The following is a 16,733-nucleotide window of genomic DNA, read 5'->3' on the forward strand; positions in this document are numbered from 1 at the left end:
ATCTGGTCGAAGGTGCCCATCGCCGGCCAGGCGTCCTTGTCGCCGAACGCGATCGGGACCAGGCCGTCCTTCTTCATCTGCTTGCACAGGGCGACGAACGCGTCCCAGGTGGTGGGGACGGTGTAGCCGTGCTGCTGGAAGACGCTCTTGCGGTAGAAGATCGCCCACGGGTACGTGTACAGCGGGACGAAGTAGTACTTTCCGTCCTCGCCCTTGCTGAGCTGCTTCATCGCGTCGGGGAAGTTGTCCCCGATCTTCGCCCACACGTCGTCGATCGGGGAGGCGAGGTTCTTGGCCGCGAAGAACTGCATGCGGTACCCGGCGAACCAGGTGAACACGTCGTCCGGCGTGCCCTGCAGATACGAGTTGATCTGCTCCTGGAAGGTGTTGTGGTCCTTCGTGTTCACGCCGACCTTGATGCCGGACTGCTTGGTGAAGGCCGCGTAGATCTGCGCGAAGGCCTTCTTCGGCACGGCGTCGGACGAGTTGGAGCCGAGGCTGACGGTCTTCGGGTCGGAGGAGGAACCGCTGCTGCCGCAGGCGGACAGCAGGGGTATGCCGGCGCCGGCGAGGAGGGCGGCCGAACCGGCCCCGCGCAGGACGTTACGGCGGCTCGGACCCGGCACGTGAAGACCGGACGGGGAGATGCGCATGGCGGCTCCTGAGTAACAGGGTTCGGCAAGGGGAAGAGTTGATCTTCGAAAGGTCCCGAAACCGATCAGAAACCAACTCGGCCGAACATCGTGGGCGCAATAACAGCCGCTTGTCCGCTCATGCGTCAATAGCCTGCGGCTCTCTCGCCCGTCTCTTGCCCGAAACGTAATCGACATGGTCGCCTGCCGGTTTGTTGAACAAAGCGGTACGACGGGGCCCCCACGGGACAAACTCCGTGGGGGCTCGTGTGCGGGCGTGTTGGTTTCGTGGTCGGGACCAGCGGCTAAACCCGCAGCGACCGCACCGGCACGGGCCGTTCGCTACCCCCGGACCAGCAGCTGGAAGTCGAAGGCGTACCGCGACGCCCGGTAGACGTGGCTGCCGTACTCCACCGGCCGCCCGGTGTCGTCGTAGGCCGTGCGCTGCATGGTGAGCAGGGCAGCGCCCTCCTTCTCGTCCAGCCGCCCGGCCTCCGCGGCGGTGGCGCTGCGGGCGCCCACGGTCTGCCGGGCGCTGTGCAGGGTGATGCCGGCCGTGCGCATCATCCGGTACAGACCGGTCGACTCCAGGCGTTCCGTGTCGAGCTCCAGCAGGGCGGCGGGCAGGTAGTTGCAGAGGAATGCCACCGGCTGGCCGTGGGTGGAGCGCAGCCGCTCCAGGACGACCACCTCCGCGCCCTCCGCGATGCCGAGGGCGGCGGCCACCTCGGCGCTCGCCGGGATCCGTTCGTTGCGCAGCACCTCGGTCGTCGGCCCCTGTCCTGCCGACTCCAGGTCGTCGTAGAGGCTGCTCAGCTCCAGCGGCCGTTTGACCTGGCTGTGCACCACCTGGGTGCCCACGCCCCGGCGGCGCACCAAGAGCCCCTTGTCGACGAGGGACTGGATGGCCTGGCGGACCGTGGGCCGGGACAGGCCGAGCCGCACCGACAGGTCGATCTCGTTGCCCAGGAGGTTCCCGGGGGCGAGCACACCGTGCTCTATGGCCTCCTCCAGCTGCTGGGCGAGCTGGTAATAGAGCGGTACCGGACTGCCGCGGTCCAGGGCGAAGTCCAGGGTGTCGAGCGCCGAGACGGTCGCGGCGCGGGCGGAATCACCGGTTCGGGCCACCGGGACACCTCCTTCCGGGGTTCGGGGGGTTCTGGGGTTCACAGAGGGCGCCGGCGCTCGGCGAGCTGCCGGTCGTAGTCCTCGCGGGCGCGTACGGCGGCCTCGCGGGAGGCGGTCTCGGCGACCGGTACGTCCCACCAGGCCTCGGCCGGGGGAGCGGTGGGCGCCGGGTCGGTCTCGACGTACACACAGGTCGGCCGGTCGCTCGCGCGGGCCGTGGTGAGGGCCTCGCGCAGCTCGCGCACGGTCTTGGCGCGCAGCACCTCCATGCCGAGGCTCGCCGCGTTGGCGGCCAGGTCGACCGGCAGCGGCGCCCCGCTGAAGGTGCCGTCGGCGGAGCGGTAGCGGTAGGCGGTGCCGAACCGCTCGCCGCCGACCGTCTCGGAGAGGCCGCCGATGGAGGCGTAGCCGTGGTTCTGGATGAGGACAAGGTTGACGGGCAGGCCCTCCTGGACGGCCGTGACGATCTCGGTCGGCATCATCAGATAGGTGCCGTCGCCGACCAGCGACCAGACCGCCACGTCCGGGGCCGCCTGCTGGACGCCGATGCCGGCCGGGATCTCGTAGCCCATGCAGGAGTAGCCGTACTCCAGGTGGTACTGGCGCGGCGAGCGGGCCCGCCAGAGCTTGTGCAGGTCGCCCGGGAGCGAGCCGGCCGCGTTGATGACAACGTCGTCATCGCCGACCACCGCGTCCAGGGCGCCGAGCACCTGTGTCTGGGTCGGTACGGCGTCCTCGTCGTCCGCGCGGTAGGCGGCCTCGACGACGGCCTCCCAGCGCTCCTTGCCGGCCCGGTACTCGGCCTCGTAGACCGCGGCCACCCGGTGCCCGGCGAGCGCCTCCGCGAGCGCCTCCAGGGCCGCCCGGGCATCCGCCACCACCGTCCTCGCGGCCTGCTTGTGGGCGTCGAAGCCGGTGATGTTCACGTTGAGGAAGCGGACGTCCGGGTTCTGGAAGAGGGTACCGGAGGCCGTGGTGAAGTCGGTGTAGCGGGTACCGACGCCGATGACGAGGTCGGCGCCGCGGGCCACGTCGTCGGCTACGGCGGTCCCGGTGTGGCCGATCCCGCCCAGGTCGGCCGGGTGGTCGTGGCGCAGCGAGCCCTTGCCCGCCTGGGTCGAGGCGACGGGGATGCCCGTGGCCTCCACAAGGGCCCTCAGGGCGCCTTCCGCGCGGCTGTGGTGGACTCCGCCGCCCGCGACGATCAACGGCCGCTGAGCGGCCTTCACGGCGCGTACGGCGTCCGCCAGCTCCACCGGGTCGGGGGCGGGCCGCCGTACCCGCCAGACGCGCTCGGCGAAGAACTCCTCCGGCCAGTCGTACGCCTCCGCCTGGACGTCCTGGGGGAGGGCCAGGGTGACCGCGCCGGTCTCGGCCGGGTCCGCGAGGACCCGCATGGCGTTCAGCGCGGACGGGATCAGTGCCTCGGGGCGGGTGATCCGGTCGAAGTAGCGGGAGACCGGGCGCAGCGTGTCGTTGACGGACACGTCGAACTCGGTCGGGTGCTCCAGCTGCTGCAGCAGCGGGTCGGGCGCGTGGCTCGCGAAGTAGTCGCCGGGCAGCAGGAGGACCGGCAGCCGGTTGATGGTGGCGAGGGCCGCGCCGGTCACCAGGTTGGTGGCGCCCGGGCCGATGGAGGTGGTCACCGCCTGCGCCGAGAGCCGGTCCAGCTGGCGGGCGTGGCCGACCGCCGCGTGCACCATCGACTGCTCGTTGCGGCCCTGGTGGTACGGCATGACGTCGCCGTACTCCAGGAGCGCCTGACCGATCCCGGCGACGTTGCCGTGGCCGAAGATGCCCCAGGTGCCGGCGATCAGCCGGTGCCGGACGCCGTCGCGCTCGGTGTACTGGGCGGACAGGAACCGCACCAGTGCCTGGGCGACGGTCAGGCGGGTGGTCGGCTGGCTCATGCGGGACCTCATTCGGACGGGGTGGTGTAGAGGGGCAGGCGCGGGTCGACCGGCTGGTCGGGCCAGGTCGCGCGGATCCGGGCGTGGTCCGGGTGGTCGCTGGTCCGCCAGACCCGTTCGGGGCCCGGTCCCGCCATGACGTTCAGGTAGTACATGTGGCGGCCCGGGGCCGCGATCGACGGGCCGTGCCAGCCGTCCGGGACCAGGACCACGTCGCCGTCGCGGACCTCGGCGAGCACGTCGGTGTTCCTGCCCCGGCCGGACGGCGAGACCCTGTGGTATCCCAGGCCCGGGCCGCCCTCGGGGCCCGTGAACTCGAAATAGTAGATCTCCTCCAGGGCCGACTCCGCCCCGGGACGGTACTCGTCGTGCTTGTGCGGCGGGAACGACGACCAGTTGCCGCCCGGCGTCAGCACCTCCACCGAGATCAGCCGGTCGCAGCCGAAAACGTCCGCCGCGCCGAAGCCGTTGACCTGACGCGAGCAGCGGCCCGCCCCGTGCAGCTCCACCGGCACCGCGGAGGCCGGCCCGTAGCGGGCGGGCAGCCGGCGGGCGCAGCGGGCTCCGCAGAGCGCGAAGCGGCCGCCGTCGGGCGAGGTGATGGTCGTACGGGCGTCGCGCGGAACGTATGCGAAGTCGCTGACCGCGGCGAAGACGTCGTCCCTGCCGTGCAGTCGGAAGGTGTCGCGGCCGAACTCGTCGGAACTGGTCACCGTGCAGCCGCCGGCCAGCGGCAGGACGATCCACTCGCTCTCGTCGGTGGCGAAGGTGTGCGAGCCGCCGGGCGCCAGTTCGAGGATCCGCAGGCCCGCAAAGCCCCAGCCCGCGTTCTCGGGCGTGACGTCCACGGCGTAGGGGCCGCGGCGCGCCGTGCCGGCCGGACGGTGGAGCGCGCCGGAGCCCTTCGCGCGCGCCAGGGGTACGCCCGGCGGGAGCGGGTAGGAAACGCCTGCGGTACGGCCCGTCGCGACGACGTCGAAGGCGGGTGCTTCCGACTCGGTCATGCGAGCCTCCTCGAGGTGGGCTGATGCCCCTCAGGTGTAGATCGGGGCAGGTCGCGCTGTCAATGGTTTGTACTTACATTCGGACCTGAATGTGAAATGATGTCTTAACAAAGTATTGACAGCGGGCCGCGCAGGGACTTGTATCCCGTCCCAACGCACAGCAACGACCCGGACCGTCACTTTCCGGCCCGTGTTCGCGGATCCTTGTGATCCCTCTCTTCTCCCGCTCGCACAGTGAGGTGCAGGAACGATGGACCGCTCATCCCTTAACCGTTCGCGGAAACTGGCCCCCTTCGTGGCCGTGGCCGCGGCGGCCGCCCTGACCCTCGCCGGCTGCTCCAGCAGCTCCGGAGGAAAGAAGTCCGAGGAGGGCGGCGCGGCCGCCTCCGCGGGCAAGGCGAGCACTCCCCGTATGACGGTCGCGCTGGTCACGCACCAGGCGCCCGGTGACACGTTCTGGGACATCGTCCGCAAGGGCGCGGAGGCGGCCGCGGCCAAGGACAACATCAAGCTGATCTACTCGGCCGACCCGAACGCGGGCAACCAGGCGAACCTGGTGCAGAACGCGATCGACCAGAAGGTCGACGGGATCGCGGTCACCCTCGCCAAGCCCGACGCCATGAAGGACGTCATCAGCAAGGCGACCTCGGCGAGCATCCCCGTCGTGGGGCTCAACTCCGGTCTGAGCGACTGGAAGAAGCTCGGCCTGATGGAGTTCTTCGGCCAGGACGAGACGGTGGCGGGCGAGGCGCTCGGCAACAGGCTGAACACGGAGGGCGCCAAGAAGGCCGTCTGTGTCATCCAGGAGCAGGGCAATGTCGGCCTCACCCAGCGCTGCGACGGCGTGAAGAAGACGTTCTCGGGCACCACGGAGACCCTGTACGTCGACGGCACCTCCCCGACCTCGGTCAAGTCCACGATCACCGCCAAGCTCAAGCAGGACAGCGCCATCGATCACGTGGTCACGCTCGGCGCCCCCATCGCGCTGATCGCGGTCCAGTCGGTGTCGGACGCGGGCAGCAAGGCGAAGATCGCGACCTTCGACCTGAACAAGGACCTGACCGGCGCCATCAGCAAGGGCACCATCGAGTTCGCCGTGGACCAGCAGCCCTACCTCCAGGGCTACCTGGCGGTCGACTCGCTGTGGCTCTACAAGAACAACGGCAACTACAGCGGCGGCGGCGAGCAGCCCGTCCTGACCGGCCCGGCGTTCGTCGACAAGTCCAACGTCGACAAGGTCGCCCAGTTCGCCGCGAAGGGCACTCGGTGATCGACATGAGTCAGCAGGCACAGTCGGCGGTGGCGACACCGCCGGCTTCCGGCCCGAAGGAGAGGGACGGCCGTACCGCACAACGGCCCCTCGCACTGCGGCTGCTGGCCCGCCCCGAGGTGGGCGTCTTCCTCGGTGCCGTCGCGGTGTACGTCTTCTTCCTGGTCGCCGCACCGCCGGTGCGCGAGGCCAGCTCGATGGCGAACATCCTGTACCAGTCGTCGACCATCGGCATCATGGCCATCCCGGTCGCCCTGCTGATGATCGGCGGCGAGTTCGACCTCTCGGCCGGTGTCGCGGTGATCACCTCGGCGCTGACCGCGAGCATGCTTGCCTACCAGCTGTCCATGAACGTGTGGGTGGGCGTGATCGCCGCGCTCGTCGTGTCGCTCGCCATCGGCTTCCTCAACGGCTGGCTGGTGGTCCGCACCGGACTGCCCTCCTTCCTGATCACCCTGGGCAGCTTCCTGATCCTCCAGGGCGTGAACCTCGCCGTCACCAAGCTCGTGACCGGCAACGTCGCCACCGACGACATCAGCAACATGGACGGCTTCAACCAGGTCAAGGACATCTTCGCCTCGACCTTCACCATCGGCGGCGTCGATGTGAAGATCACCATCATCTGGTGGCTGGTCTTCGCCGCGCTGGCGACCTGGGTGCTGCTGCGCACCAGGTACGGCAACTGGATCTTCGCGGTGGGCGGCAACAAGGACAGCGCCCGCGCGGTCGGTGTCCCGGTGAACTTCACCAAGATCTCGCTGTTCATGCTGGTCGGCTTCGGCGCCTGGTTCATCGGCATGCACCAGCTGTTCTCCTTCAACACCGTGCAGTCCGGCGAGGGCGTCGGACAGGAGCTGATCTACATCTCCGCCGCGGTCATCGGCGGCTGTCTGCTCACCGGTGGTGCCGGTTCGGCGATCGGCCCGGTCTTCGGCGCCTTCATGTTCGGCATGGTGCAGCAGGGCATCGTGTACGCGGGCTGGAACCCCGACTGGTTCAAGGCCTTCCTCGGCGTCATGCTGCTCGGCGCCGTCATGATCAATCTGTGGGTCCAGCGCACTGCGACCAGGAGGTGACCCGATGACCGACAACACGAACACGACACACGGTGCCATCCTCCAGGACGAGGCGCCCACCGACGGCGGCCCGATCGTCGAACTGCGCGGTACGGGCAAGTCGTACGGCAACATCCGTGCCCTGCACGGCGTCGACCTGAAGGTCTTCCCCAGCCAGGTGACCTGTGTGCTCGGCGACAACGGCGCCGGCAAGTCCACCCTGATCAAGATCATCTCGGGGCTGCACCAGCACACCGAGGGCGACCTCCTCGTCGACGGCGACCCGGTCCGCTTCTCCAGCCCCCGCGACGCCCTCGACAAGGGCATCGCCACCGTCTACCAGGACCTCGCCACCGTCCCGCTGATGCCGGTGTGGCGCAACTTCTTCCTCGGCTCCGAGATGACCAAGGGCCCCTGGCCCGTCCGCCGTCTCGACATCGCGAAGATGAAGGAGACCGCCGACCGCGAGCTGCGCAACATGGGCATCGTCCTGGACGACCTGGAGCAGCCCATCGGCACGCTCTCCGGCGGTCAGCGCCAGTGCGTGGCCATCGCCCGCGCCGTCTACTTCGGCGCCCGCGTCCTGATCCTGGACGAGCCCACCGCCGCCCTCGGCGTCAAGCAGTCCGGTGTGGTCCTGAAGTACATCGCCGCCGCCCGCGAACGCGGCCTCGGCGTCATCTTCATCACCCACAACCCGCACCACGCCTACATGGTCGGCGACCACTTCAGCGTGCTGCGCCTCGGCACCCTCGAACTCTCCGCCGAGCGCGCCGACATCACCCTCGAAGAACTCACCAACCACATGGCGGGCGGCGCCGAACTCGCTGCGCTCAAGCACGAACTCTCCCAGGTCCGTGGTGTCGACACCGAGGAGCTTCCCGAGGAGGAAGACCTCACCGCACCCGTCGCGACCGCTCCGGAAGGGAAGTCCTGACCGATGGCGAACCCGCTCGACCGCATCCGGGTCGGCTCGGCCCCCGACTCCTGGGGCGTCTGGTTCCCCGACGACCCCCAGCAGGTCCCCTGGGAACGCTTCCTCGACGAGGTCGCCGAGGCCGGCTACTCCTGGATCGAACTCGGCCCCTACGGCTACCTCCCGAGTGACCCGGCCCGTCTGACCGACGAGATCGCCAAGCGCGACCTCAAGGTCTCGGCCGGCACGGTCTTCACCGGCCTGCACCGCGGCCCCGCCGTCTGGGAGTCCACCTGGGAGCACGTCAGCCAGGTCGCCGCGCTCACCCAGGCGATGGGCGCCGAGCACCTGGTGGTCATCCCCTCCTTCTGGCGGGACGACAAGACCGCCGAGATCCTGGAGTCGCCGGAGCTGACCGGCGAACAGTGGGCCCACCTCACCAAGGGCATGGAGCGGCTCGGCCACGAGGTGAAGGAGACGTACGGCCTGGACATCGTCGTCCACCCGCACGCCGACACCCACATCGACACCGAGGAGCACGTCGAGCACTTCCTCGACTCGACCGACTCGGACCTGGTCAACCTCTGCCTGGACACCGGCCACTACGCCTACTGCGGCGGCGACAGCGTCAAGCTGATCGAGACCTACGGCGAGCGGATCGGCTACCTCCACCTCAAGCAGGTGGACCCGGCGATCCTGGCCGACGTCCAGGCCAAGGGCACCCCGTTCGGGCCCGCCGTGGCCCAGGGCGTGATGTGCGAGCCGCCCGCCGGCGTACCGGAGCTGGGACCGGTGCTGGAGGCGGCGCAGAACCTGGGCGTCGACCTGTTCGCGATCGTCGAGCAGGACATGTACCCCTGCGAGCCGGACAAGCCGCTGCCCATCGCGGTGCGCACCCGGAAGTTCCTGCGGTCCTGCGGCGCCTGACTGCCGCATCCCGGGGACCGCGCGGAGAGATCCGCGCGGTCCCGCGCGCCCTGGCGGGTTCGGGAACACCCGCCAGGGCGCGCGCGTTCTTTGGGTGTCAGCGATCACGTCCGTTGCGACGGGGAGGCGAAGATGACCACTCACGAGGAGCCGGCGGCCGAGGCGGTACAGCGCAAGGAGCGTTTCGGCGCGCTGCCCGAGCGGATACGCCCGGAGGACATGGTCGAGACCAGGCCGGCGGTCCAGCACGACCCGGACCGGGACGCCTATGACCCGGACGAGTTCGCGGTCCGCTACGGCCTCTGAGACACCTGGACCCGGGCGAGCTCGCGGTCCGTGCCACACCCTTTGAGCCTCCGGGGCACGGCCGAGCCCGCGGGTCCGTGCCCCACCCCTTGAACCACGAGGAAAAAAGCGACGGGGCGGTGCACCCGGACCGCGTGCTCGGTCCCGGTGCCCCGCCCCGCCGCCGTGCGCGGTGTCAGGCTCCGCGCACCTCTGCGATCGTCACCGGACGGTGCTCGTGCAGAGACAGGGTGCAGGCCTCGGCGATCCAGCCGGCCTCCAGGGCGTCCTCGACAGTGCAGGGGGAGGGCCGGTCACCGGCGACGACCTCGGTGAACGCGGTGAGTTCGGCGCGGTAGGCGGCGGTGAAGCGGTCCATGAAGAAGTCGTGCGGGGTGCCCGCCGGGAAGGTCACACCGGGCTCGACCGAGCGCAGCGGGAGCTTGTCCTCCAGGCCGACGGCGATGGAGTCCTGGAAGCCGTGGATCTCCATGCGGACGTCGTAACCCCTGGCGTTGTGGCGGGAGTTGGAGACCACCGCGATGGTGCCGTCGTCCAGGGTGAGGATCGCGCCGGTGGTGTCCGCGTCGCCCGCCTCCTTGATGTAGTCGGCGCCCCGGTTGCCGCCGACCGCGTACACCTCGGTGACCTCGCGGCCCGTCACCCAGCGGATGATGTCGAAGTCGTGCACGGAACAGTCCCGGAAGATGCCACCGGACACGGCGACGTAGGCGGCCGGCGGCGGGGCCGGGTCGAGGGTGGTGGAGCGCACGGTGTGCAGCTTGCCCAGTTCGCCGCTCCGCACCGCGGCCCGGGCGGCCACGAAGCCCGCGTCGAAGCGGCGGTTGTAGCCGATCTGGATCGGCACACCCTTGCCCTGGACGGCCTTGAGGACCTCGACACCGTCACTCATGTGCTTGGCGACGGGCTTCTCGCAGAAGACGGGGATCCCGGCCTCGACACCGGCCAGGATCAGGGCGGGGTGGGCGTCCGTCGCGGCCGCCACGACGATGCCGTCCACACCGGCGGCGAGCAGCGCCTCCGGCGAGTCCACGACCTCGGCGCCGAACTTCTCGGCGGCGGCCTTGGCGGCGTCCGCGAACGGGTCGGTGAAGACCAGCGAGTCGACGGTGTCGAGCCCGGAGAGGGTCTCGGCGTGGAAGGCACCGATGCGGCCGAGACCGAGGATTCCAATACGCATGGGCGTGTTACTCCTTGATGTGAATGCACCCCGTCAGGAGCGCGGGGCTGTGTCGATATGCGGCTACGGCCGCTTGGGCGCGACCACGTCGGCGACCGCCGTACGCATCGCGAAGAACGGCACCCCGATGTCTTTTCTCAGCTCTCGCGCCGGGCGGCGGCGGCCCGCAGCTCGTCCCGCAGCACCCGCGGCAACAGGCCCTCGCGCAGCGCCCGCCGTACGAGGTCCGCCTGCGAGGGCGGGGCCATGCCGTCGACCGGCGGATCGCTGTCGAGATTGGTCGGGAACGGGTAGCCCTCCGCACTCGCGGCGATGACATGCTCCAGCCACGCCTCGGACGCCCCCTCCGAGCGGCGCCGCCGCAGCACCGGGTAGACGGCGTTGGCCACCGCTTCCCGGTCCACGCTCTCCATGGCCCGCCCGAAGGCCGAGGACACCTGGAGCAGGTTGGCCATCCGGCGCACGTCGAGGGTCCGGTTGGTGCCGGCCGCGTGGAACACCGCGGGGTTGAAGAACGCCGCGTCGCCCTTCGCGAGCGGCAACTGCACGTGGTTCGCCTTGAAGTAGTCCCGGAACTCCGGGCGCCGCCAGGCCAGATAGCCCGGCTCGTAGGTCTGCGAGTACGGCAGGTACATGGTCGGCCCCGACTCCACCGGCATGTCGCAGTGGGCGACCGCGCCCTGCAGGGTGAGCACGGGGGAGAGGCGGTGCACATGCGCCGGGTAGGCCGCGGCCGTCTCGTCGGAGAGGAAGCCGAGGTGGTAGTCGCGGTGCGGGAGCTGGGCGGCGCCGCCCGGGTTGACCACGTTGATCTGCGAGGTGATCTGGTAGCCGGGGCCCAGCCAGGCATGGGAGGCCAGGGCCACGATGTCGTTGGCGTAGTAGTCGGCGAACGCCTCGGGGTCGTAGAGCGCGGCCTTCTCCAGGGCGTTCCACACCCGTTCGTTGGCACCCGGCTTCGCGAAGTGGTCGCCCGCCGCGGCGCCCGACTCGTTCTGCTCCGAGATCAGCGCCTCGAACACCGCCGTGGCCCGGTCGACCACCTTCGGGTCGGGGAACGCGCCCCTGAAGACGACCACACCGGGGCCGTCGGTCAGGGCACGGACGAGTTCGGTCCGCACCTCGTGGGGCGCGTCGGTGATGCGCAGCCGCTCACTGTCGTAGACGAGGACGTTGCCCTCGACCGCCGAGGCGTACGGATAGGCGCCCGGGTCGGTGGTCCGCTCGACCAGCGCACGGAAGGTGTCGAGGTCGCAGTCCTGCGGCGACAGCCAGGGGCGGCCCTGTTCGGCTGCGAGGGACATCGGCGTCCTTCTTTCGGTCGCGGTCGCGATCCCCGTCGCGGTCGCGGTCGGGGGCACGGTCGCCGTCACGGGTGCGGCACGGCTCTGTCATTCTTGTCAGTACAAACCCCTCGAACAACCAGCAGCAGTCCATCAAAAACCCCTCAAGGAGCCAGGCTGTGGGCCATCCCTTCCCGATCCGTGAAATCGCACGTCAGGCAGGTCTGAGCGAGGCCACCGTGGACCGCGTGCTGAACGGCCGGGGCGGGGTGCGGGAGAGCACCGAGCGGGAGGTACGGCAGGCGATCGCCGATCTGGACCGGCAGCGCACCCAGGTCCGGCTGGTGGGCCGCACCTTCATGGTCGACATCGTGATGCAGGCGCCGGAGCGGTTCACCACGGCCGTGCGCGGCGCGCTGGAGGCCGAGCTGCCGTCGCTGCATCCGGCGGTGGTGCGCTCCCGGTTCCACTTCCGGGAGACCGGGCCGGCGGAGGAACTGGTGCGAACGCTGGACCGGATCGCCCGCCGGGGCTCGCAAGGGGTGATCCTCAAGGCGCCGGACGTGCCCGAGGTCACCGCCGCGGTCGGGCGCCTGCGCTCGGCGGAGATCCCGGTCGTCACCCTGGTCACCGACCTGCCCGCGAGCGGCCGGCTCGCCTATGTCGGCAGCGACAACCGTGCCACCGGCGCCACCGCCGCCTATCTGATGGGGCAGTGGCTCGGGGACCGGCCCGGCAATGTCCTCACCAGTCTGAGCAGCGGCTTCTTCCGCAACGAGGAGGAGCGCGAGATGGGTTTCCGCAGCGTCATGCGGGCCACCCATCCCGAGCGCACCCTGGTCGAGATCACGGAAGGGCAGGGCCTGGACGCCACCCAGTACGACCTGGTCCGCGCCGCCCTCGAACGCGATCCCGAGATCCGCGCCGTCTACTCGATCGGCGGCGGCAACATCGCGACCCTGCGCGCCTTCGCCGAACTGGGCCGGGAGTGCGCGGTCTTCATCGCCCACGACCTCGACCACGACAACACCCGCCTGCTGCGCGAGCACCGCCTGTCCGCCGTCCTCCACCACGACCTGCGCCAGGACATGCGCGAGGCCTGCCACCTGGTGATGCGCGCCCAGGGTGCGCTGCCCCCGGCGGGGCCGAGCCTGCCGTCGGCGATCCAGGTGGTCACGCCGTACAACATGCCCACCTCGACGGGGCGCTGAGCCGGGCCCCGCTCAGGGACCGGTTCTCACGGATTGCGCTCAGGGACCGGTTCTCACAGATTGATCGAGTACGCCTTGCGCAGCGTCTCGTGCACCGTCCACGTCGTACGGTCGCCCGCGCGCAGCACGGCCATGTCCCCGGGGCCCACACCGAACGTCGCCCCGCCCTCGACCTCGATCGTCGCCGAGCCGCTGACCACCACGAACAGCTCGTCCGCCTCGGTGTCGGTGACCACCCCCGGCGTGATCTGCCAGATCCCGCGGATCTGCTTCCCGTCGGCCGACTCCCAGACCACCTTGCCGGTGACCTCGGGCGTTCCGGAGACGATCTGCGCCGGGTCGAGCGGGTCGGGTTCGAGCTCGGCGTCGGGGATGTGGAGAGCGAAGCTGTGCGTCGTCATACGGCGACCCTAGCGAGCCCGACGGCCGCCGGGATGTGTACAGGGTGTGGGGCATCGGGCCTGGTGGGAGGACACTTCGTCGGGCCGCGCCAAGTAGCGGGCGGACCGGGTCCGGGCGATCGTGGAGGGCATGGCCGACTCCACGGCGACCGTCGCCCAGCCGCGCGCGCACGACACCCGCGAGGCCGTCCTGTTCGGCGGGGTCTACGGCGCCGTGCTGGCCTGCTCGATGGTCGCCGCGCTCACCCAGTACGGCCACACCTCCGCCGCCAGCCGCCGCTACGACGCCGTCTGGCTCGTGGTCACCGCGTGCGCGTCCGCCCTGGCCCACGGCTACGCCCACTACATCGCCGAGCGCGCCCCGCACCGGCGCTGGGACGTGCTGCGCACCCTGGCCGACGAGTGGCCGCTGGTCGTGGCCGTCCTGCCCACGGTGTTCCTGCTGGCGGGCGCCGGCTGGGGCTGGTGGCCGCCGAAGGGCGTCGAGTACCCGGCGTTCGTCCTGAACATCGTGATCCTGTTCGGCCTCGGCATCGTCACCGCCCGCTGGGCGGCGCGGAGTTGGCTCGCCACCGTCCTGATCGGCATGGTGGACGCGATGCTCGGGGTGATCGTGGTGGTGGCCAACGCGCTCATCAAGTAGGCCTGGGGCCGGTGACGCTTTCAGACCCGCGTCGGATCCGGTTCCGGACACGGTTTCAGTCCCGGGTCCGGATCCGGTTCATTGAACGGTAAACGGGTTTACGATCACTCAAGGTCACTGTTCCTCCGGGCAAGGAGCCGGCATGACAACCGAAGACGCGGTCACCGCGCAGGCCGTCGACAGCCTCCGCGGCACCGACGACCCCCGGCTGCGCGAACTGCTCACCGTGCTGATCCGCCATCTGCACGCCTTCGCGAGCGAGACCCGGCTGACGCAGCGCGAGTGGGAGGCGGCGATCGCGTTCCTCACCGCGACCGGGCAGACCTGCACCGACACCCGGCAGGAGTTCATCCTGCTCTCCGACGTGCTGGGCCTGTCGATGCTGGTCGAGACGGTCAACGGGCAGAGCGAGCCGGACCGTACGGAGTCGACGGTCCTCGGCCCCTTCCATATGACCGAGTCCCCGGTCCGTGCCCTCGGCGACACCATCGACCTGGTCGGCGACGGCGAGCCCTGTGTGGTCACCGGTGTCGTCCGCTCCGCCGACGGCTCCCCGCTGCCCGGCGCGGTCCTCGACGTCTGGCAGGCCGACCCGCACGGCTTCTACGACGTCCAGCAGCCCGATGTGCAGCCTCCCGGCAACGGCCGCGGCCTGTTCACGGCCGACGACGAAGGCCGCTTCCGGTTCGGCACCTGCGTGCCCAGTGCCTACCCGATCCCCACCGACGGTCCGGTGGGCGCCCTGCTGAAGGCCACCGGACGGCATCCCTACCGCCCGGCCCACATCCACTTCATCGTCTCGGCCGAGGGACACACGCCGGTCACCACGCACATCTTCGTCGCCGACGGCGAATACCTGGACTCCGACGCGGTGTTCGCGGTGAAGGACAGCCTGGTGAAGGACTTCACCCCGACCGACGATCCGTCCCTGGCCCGGGAGTTCGGCGTGCCGAACCCGTTCCGGCACGCCCGCTTCGACCTCGTACTGGAGCGGTCGTGAACCCCTTCGACTTCGTTTACGAGACGAGGCCCGCCCGGGTCGTCTTCCGGCCCGGCGCCGCGCTCACCGCGACCGCCGAGGAGGCCCGGCACCTGGGTCTGCGGCGGCTGCTGGTGCTCAGCGGCGCGCGGGGCGCGGACACCGCCCGGGCGGTCGCCGACTCGCTCGGCCCGGCCTGCGCGGGCCTGCACACCGGGGCCCGGATGCACGTCCCCGTGGAGGTCGCCGACCGGGGCGTGGAGGCGGCGCGGGCGGCGGGCGCCGACGGCTGTGTGGCCGTCGGCGGCGGCTCGGCCATCGGCCTCGGCAAGGCGATCGCCCTGCGCACCGGCCTCCCGCTGATCGCCGTGCCCTCGACCTACGCCGGCTCCGAGATGACCCCGGTCTGGGGCCTGACCGAGCACGGCGCCAAACGCACCGGCCGCGACCCCGTCGTCCTGCCGCGCAGTGTCGTCTACGACCCCGAGCTCACCCTCTCCCTGCCTGTCCCGCTCTCGGTGACCAGCGGGATCAACGCCCTCGCCCACGCGGTCGAGGCGCTGTACGCCCCCGACGGCTCGCCGCTGGTCGCGCTGATGGCCGAGGAGGGCGTACGCGCGATGGCCGGGGCACTCCCCGAGGTCGCCGCCGCCCCGGACTCGGTACCGGCCCGCTCCCGCGCCCTGTACGGCGCCTGGCTGTGCGGGGCCTGCCTCGGCGCCACCACCATGGGCCTGCACCACAAGCTGTGCCATGTCCTCGGCGGCACGTTCGGGCTTCCGCACGCCGAGACCCACACGGTCGTGCTGCCGTACGTGCTTGCTTTCAACGCGGTGGCCGTTCCGGAGGCGGCGGCGGTGGTAGCGCGTGCACTGGGGGCGGACGACGGGCCCGGCGCCCTGCAGGAGCTGGCGGGCCGTCTCGGCGCACCCCGGTCGCTGGCCGAACTCGGCCTGAAGGAGGCCGACTTGGCGGTGGCCGCGGGGCAGGTCGCGGGGCAGGCGTATGCGAATCCGAGGCCGGTGACGACCGGGGATGCGTTGGGGGTGCTTCGGGCGGCGTACGAAGGGAGGGCTGTTTGAACGGTGAGTGGTGATCTGCGGGCCGGTGGGGGCTTGTCGCGCCCACGCGGCGGAGCCGCATGTCGAGACCAGCCCCGCGCCCCTGTGGGGGCGCTCAGCGCACCGTTCGTACGCCGTCCAGGGCGATGGACATGACCCGGTCGCGCTGGGCGTCGTCCTCGAAGGCCGTCGCCGTGATTCCGGAGACCATCCGCAGCAGGTCGCCGATCTCCATGTCGGTACGGACCACGCCCGCCTTCTGGGCTCTCTCCAGAAGCGGGCCGCCGGCCGCGTACATCGAGTCCCGGCAGGCCGAGAAGATCTCCGACTCGTCGTTGAGCGCCTCCCGCACCGCCCGCTTGGTGACCATGTAGCCGGTGAAACGGTCCAGCCAGGACGTCAGCGCCTCCCACGGCTCCAGCCCGGCCAGTTCCACGGCGGCCTGGCACAGCGCGTTGACCTCGTCCGCGTAGACGCTCTCGAAGAGATCGCGGCGGGTGGGGAAGTTCCGGTACAGGGTGCCGATCCCGACCCCCGCGCGGCGGGCGACGTCCTCCAGGGAGGCGTCCGCGCCGTGCTCGGCGAACGCCTCGCGGGCGGCCGCGATCAGCGCGTCGTAGTTGCGGGCAGCGTCCTTACGGTGCGGCCGCCGGGACGCGACGATCTCACTGACGGGGAACGTGCTGTCCGTCATTGCTGCCTCCCGTGTGACAGAGATGAACCGGAGGGATTCCTCGACTTCGGTTGAAGCGGAGGGTTGCCTCCAGTAGAGTGGAGGAGTACCTCCACTTTAGCAGTGCGGAGCGGCAACGCCATGGCCGGACGCG

General features: G+C 70.5%; 17 protein-coding genes. 9 read left to right on the top strand and 8 right to left on the bottom strand.

All coding sequences use genetic code 11. The features are described 5' to 3' along the window. From ACIRR9_RS49315 to iolB, 4 genes are all read right to left on the bottom strand, one after another. A partial coding sequence (locus ACIRR9_RS49315) for an ABC transporter substrate-binding protein (RefSeq protein WP_403766525.1) occupies nucleotides 1-653 on the bottom strand: 653 nt, incomplete at its 3' end. A 321-nt stretch (nucleotides 654-974) separates the two neighbouring features. After that, the gene (locus tag ACIRR9_RS49320) at nucleotides 975-1,760 is read right to left on the bottom strand and encodes a GntR family transcriptional regulator (protein ID WP_123971953.1); all 786 of its coding nucleotides are present in this window, start codon (nucleotides 1,758-1,760) and stop codon (nucleotides 975-977) included. 38 nt (nucleotides 1,761-1,798) lie between these two features. Then, nucleotides 1,799-3,670, bottom strand: a complete 1,872-nt coding sequence (gene iolD / locus ACIRR9_RS49325; RefSeq protein ID WP_403766529.1) for a 3D-(3,5/4)-trihydroxycyclohexane-1,2-dione acylhydrolase (decyclizing) — start codon at nucleotides 3,668-3,670, stop codon at nucleotides 1,799-1,801. Between the two features lie 8 nt (nucleotides 3,671-3,678). Next, a complete protein-coding gene (iolB, locus tag ACIRR9_RS49330; protein WP_403766532.1) occupies nucleotides 3,679-4,674 on the bottom strand; it encodes a 5-deoxy-glucuronate isomerase in 996 nt (331 codons plus the stop codon). 250 nt (nucleotides 4,675-4,924) lie between these two features. On the opposite strand from iolB, the gene ACIRR9_RS49335 reads away from it, so the two are divergent. The 5 genes from ACIRR9_RS49335 (at nucleotide 4,925) to ACIRR9_RS49355 (ending at nucleotide 9,148) form a co-directional block, all read left to right on the top strand. Continuing rightward, entirely contained in the window at nucleotides 4,925-5,944 is a 1,020-nt protein-coding gene (locus tag ACIRR9_RS49335) for a sugar ABC transporter substrate-binding protein (RefSeq protein ID WP_403766535.1), read from the top strand. Nucleotides 5,945-5,949: 5 nt separating this feature from the next. After that, a complete protein-coding gene (locus tag ACIRR9_RS49340) occupies nucleotides 5,950-7,020 on the top strand; it encodes an ABC transporter permease (protein WP_403766538.1) in 1,071 nt (356 codons plus the stop codon). 4 nt (nucleotides 7,021-7,024) lie between these two features. After that, nucleotides 7,025-7,936, top strand: a complete 912-nt coding sequence (locus tag ACIRR9_RS49345; RefSeq protein WP_403766541.1) for an ATP-binding cassette domain-containing protein — start codon at nucleotides 7,025-7,027, stop codon at nucleotides 7,934-7,936. Nucleotides 7,937-7,939: 3 nt separating this feature from the next. Then, on the top strand, nucleotides 7,940-8,842 hold the full coding sequence (locus ACIRR9_RS49350) for a sugar phosphate isomerase/epimerase (RefSeq protein ID WP_365344867.1): 903 nt from the start codon (nucleotides 7,940-7,942) through the stop codon (nucleotides 8,840-8,842). A 132-nt stretch (nucleotides 8,843-8,974) separates the two neighbouring features. Beyond that, a complete protein-coding gene (locus ACIRR9_RS49355; RefSeq protein ID WP_365344869.1) occupies nucleotides 8,975-9,148 on the top strand; it encodes a hypothetical protein in 174 nt (57 codons plus the stop codon). 175 nt (nucleotides 9,149-9,323) lie between these two features. Here ACIRR9_RS49355 and ACIRR9_RS49360 read toward each other — a convergent pair whose 3' ends face one another. Beyond that, nucleotides 9,324-10,328: a Gfo/Idh/MocA family oxidoreductase gene (locus ACIRR9_RS49360; protein ID WP_365344871.1), complete on the bottom strand. Its 1,005-nt coding sequence runs from the start codon at nucleotides 10,326-10,328 to the stop codon at nucleotides 9,324-9,326. Nucleotides 10,329-10,465: 137 nt separating this feature from the next. Then, nucleotides 10,466-11,632, bottom strand: coding sequence for a phytanoyl-CoA dioxygenase family protein (locus ACIRR9_RS49365; protein WP_403766545.1), 1,167 nt, complete (start codon nucleotides 11,630-11,632; stop codon nucleotides 10,466-10,468). A gap of 158 nt (nucleotides 11,633-11,790) precedes the next feature. Between ACIRR9_RS49365 and ACIRR9_RS49370 the strand changes: the two genes are divergently transcribed. Beyond that, nucleotides 11,791-12,822 carry a LacI family DNA-binding transcriptional regulator gene (locus ACIRR9_RS49370; RefSeq protein ID WP_365344875.1) on the top strand — a complete coding sequence of 344 codons (1,032 nt, stop codon included), beginning with the start codon at nucleotides 11,791-11,793 and terminating at the stop codon, nucleotides 12,820-12,822. A 53-nt stretch (nucleotides 12,823-12,875) separates the two neighbouring features. On the opposite strand, the gene ACIRR9_RS49375 is transcribed toward ACIRR9_RS49370, so the two are convergent. Beyond that, nucleotides 12,876-13,223, bottom strand: a complete 348-nt coding sequence (locus ACIRR9_RS49375; protein WP_123971944.1) for a cupin domain-containing protein — start codon at nucleotides 13,221-13,223, stop codon at nucleotides 12,876-12,878. Between the two features lie 130 nt (nucleotides 13,224-13,353). Between ACIRR9_RS49375 and ACIRR9_RS49380 the strand changes: the two genes are divergently transcribed. The 3 genes from ACIRR9_RS49380 to ACIRR9_RS49390 all read left to right on the top strand — a co-directional run bounded on the left by ACIRR9_RS49380 (nucleotide 13,354) and on the right by ACIRR9_RS49390 (nucleotide 15,927). Beyond that, nucleotides 13,354-13,866: a hypothetical protein gene (locus ACIRR9_RS49380; RefSeq protein WP_403766550.1), complete on the top strand. Its 513-nt coding sequence runs from the start codon at nucleotides 13,354-13,356 to the stop codon at nucleotides 13,864-13,866. Between the two features lie 142 nt (nucleotides 13,867-14,008). Then, the gene (locus tag ACIRR9_RS49385; protein ID WP_403766553.1) at nucleotides 14,009-14,866 is read left to right on the top strand and encodes a dioxygenase; all 858 of its coding nucleotides are present in this window, start codon (nucleotides 14,009-14,011) and stop codon (nucleotides 14,864-14,866) included. Continuing rightward, a complete protein-coding gene (locus ACIRR9_RS49390; RefSeq protein ID WP_403766556.1) occupies nucleotides 14,863-15,927 on the top strand; it encodes a maleylacetate reductase in 1,065 nt (354 codons plus the stop codon). Before ACIRR9_RS49385 ends, ACIRR9_RS49390 begins: the two co-directional genes overlap by 4 nt. Before the next feature lie 94 nt (nucleotides 15,928-16,021). Here the strand turns inward: ACIRR9_RS49390 and ACIRR9_RS49395 are convergent, their stop codons facing one another. After that, the gene (locus ACIRR9_RS49395) at nucleotides 16,022-16,600 is read right to left on the bottom strand and encodes a TetR/AcrR family transcriptional regulator (protein WP_403766559.1); all 579 of its coding nucleotides are present in this window, start codon (nucleotides 16,598-16,600) and stop codon (nucleotides 16,022-16,024) included. Nucleotides 16,601-16,733 lie beyond the last annotated feature (133 nt).

This window comes from Streptomyces sp. NPDC101234, from assembly GCF_044767525.1.
Taxonomy (GTDB): domain Bacteria; phylum Actinomycetota; class Actinomycetes; order Streptomycetales; family Streptomycetaceae; genus Streptomyces; species Streptomyces sasae.

What these genes read in the sequence shown, in the direction of transcription:
- iolD (WP_403766529.1), bottom strand. Translation starts at nt 3,670, where the DNA reads ATGAGCCAGCCGACCACCCGCCTGACCGTCGCCCAGGCACTGGTGCGG.
- iolB (WP_403766532.1), bottom strand. Translation starts at nt 4,674, where the DNA reads ATGACCGAGTCGGAAGCACCCGCCTTCGACGTCGTCGCGACGGGCCGT.
- ACIRR9_RS49335 (WP_403766535.1), top strand. Translation starts at nt 4,925, where the DNA reads ATGGACCGCTCATCCCTTAACCGTTCGCGGAAACTGGCCCCCTTCGTG.
- ACIRR9_RS49340 (WP_403766538.1), top strand. Translation starts at nt 5,950, where the DNA reads ATGAGTCAGCAGGCACAGTCGGCGGTGGCGACACCGCCGGCTTCCGGC.
- ACIRR9_RS49345 (WP_403766541.1), top strand. Translation starts at nt 7,025, where the DNA reads ATGACCGACAACACGAACACGACACACGGTGCCATCCTCCAGGACGAG.
- ACIRR9_RS49350 (WP_365344867.1), top strand. Translation starts at nt 7,940, where the DNA reads ATGGCGAACCCGCTCGACCGCATCCGGGTCGGCTCGGCCCCCGACTCC.
- ACIRR9_RS49355 (WP_365344869.1), top strand. Translation starts at nt 8,975, where the DNA reads ATGACCACTCACGAGGAGCCGGCGGCCGAGGCGGTACAGCGCAAGGAG.
- ACIRR9_RS49360 (WP_365344871.1), bottom strand. Translation starts at nt 10,328, where the DNA reads ATGCGTATTGGAATCCTCGGTCTCGGCCGCATCGGTGCCTTCCACGCC.
- ACIRR9_RS49365 (WP_403766545.1), bottom strand. Translation starts at nt 11,632, where the DNA reads ATGTCCCTCGCAGCCGAACAGGGCCGCCCCTGGCTGTCGCCGCAGGAC.
- ACIRR9_RS49375 (WP_123971944.1), bottom strand. Translation starts at nt 13,223, where the DNA reads ATGACGACGCACAGCTTCGCTCTCCACATCCCCGACGCCGAGCTCGAA.
- ACIRR9_RS49380 (WP_403766550.1), top strand. Translation starts at nt 13,354, where the DNA reads ATGGCCGACTCCACGGCGACCGTCGCCCAGCCGCGCGCGCACGACACC.
- ACIRR9_RS49385 (WP_403766553.1), top strand. Translation starts at nt 14,009, where the DNA reads ATGACAACCGAAGACGCGGTCACCGCGCAGGCCGTCGACAGCCTCCGC.
- ACIRR9_RS49395 (WP_403766559.1), bottom strand. Translation starts at nt 16,600, where the DNA reads ATGACGGACAGCACGTTCCCCGTCAGTGAGATCGTCGCGTCCCGGCGG.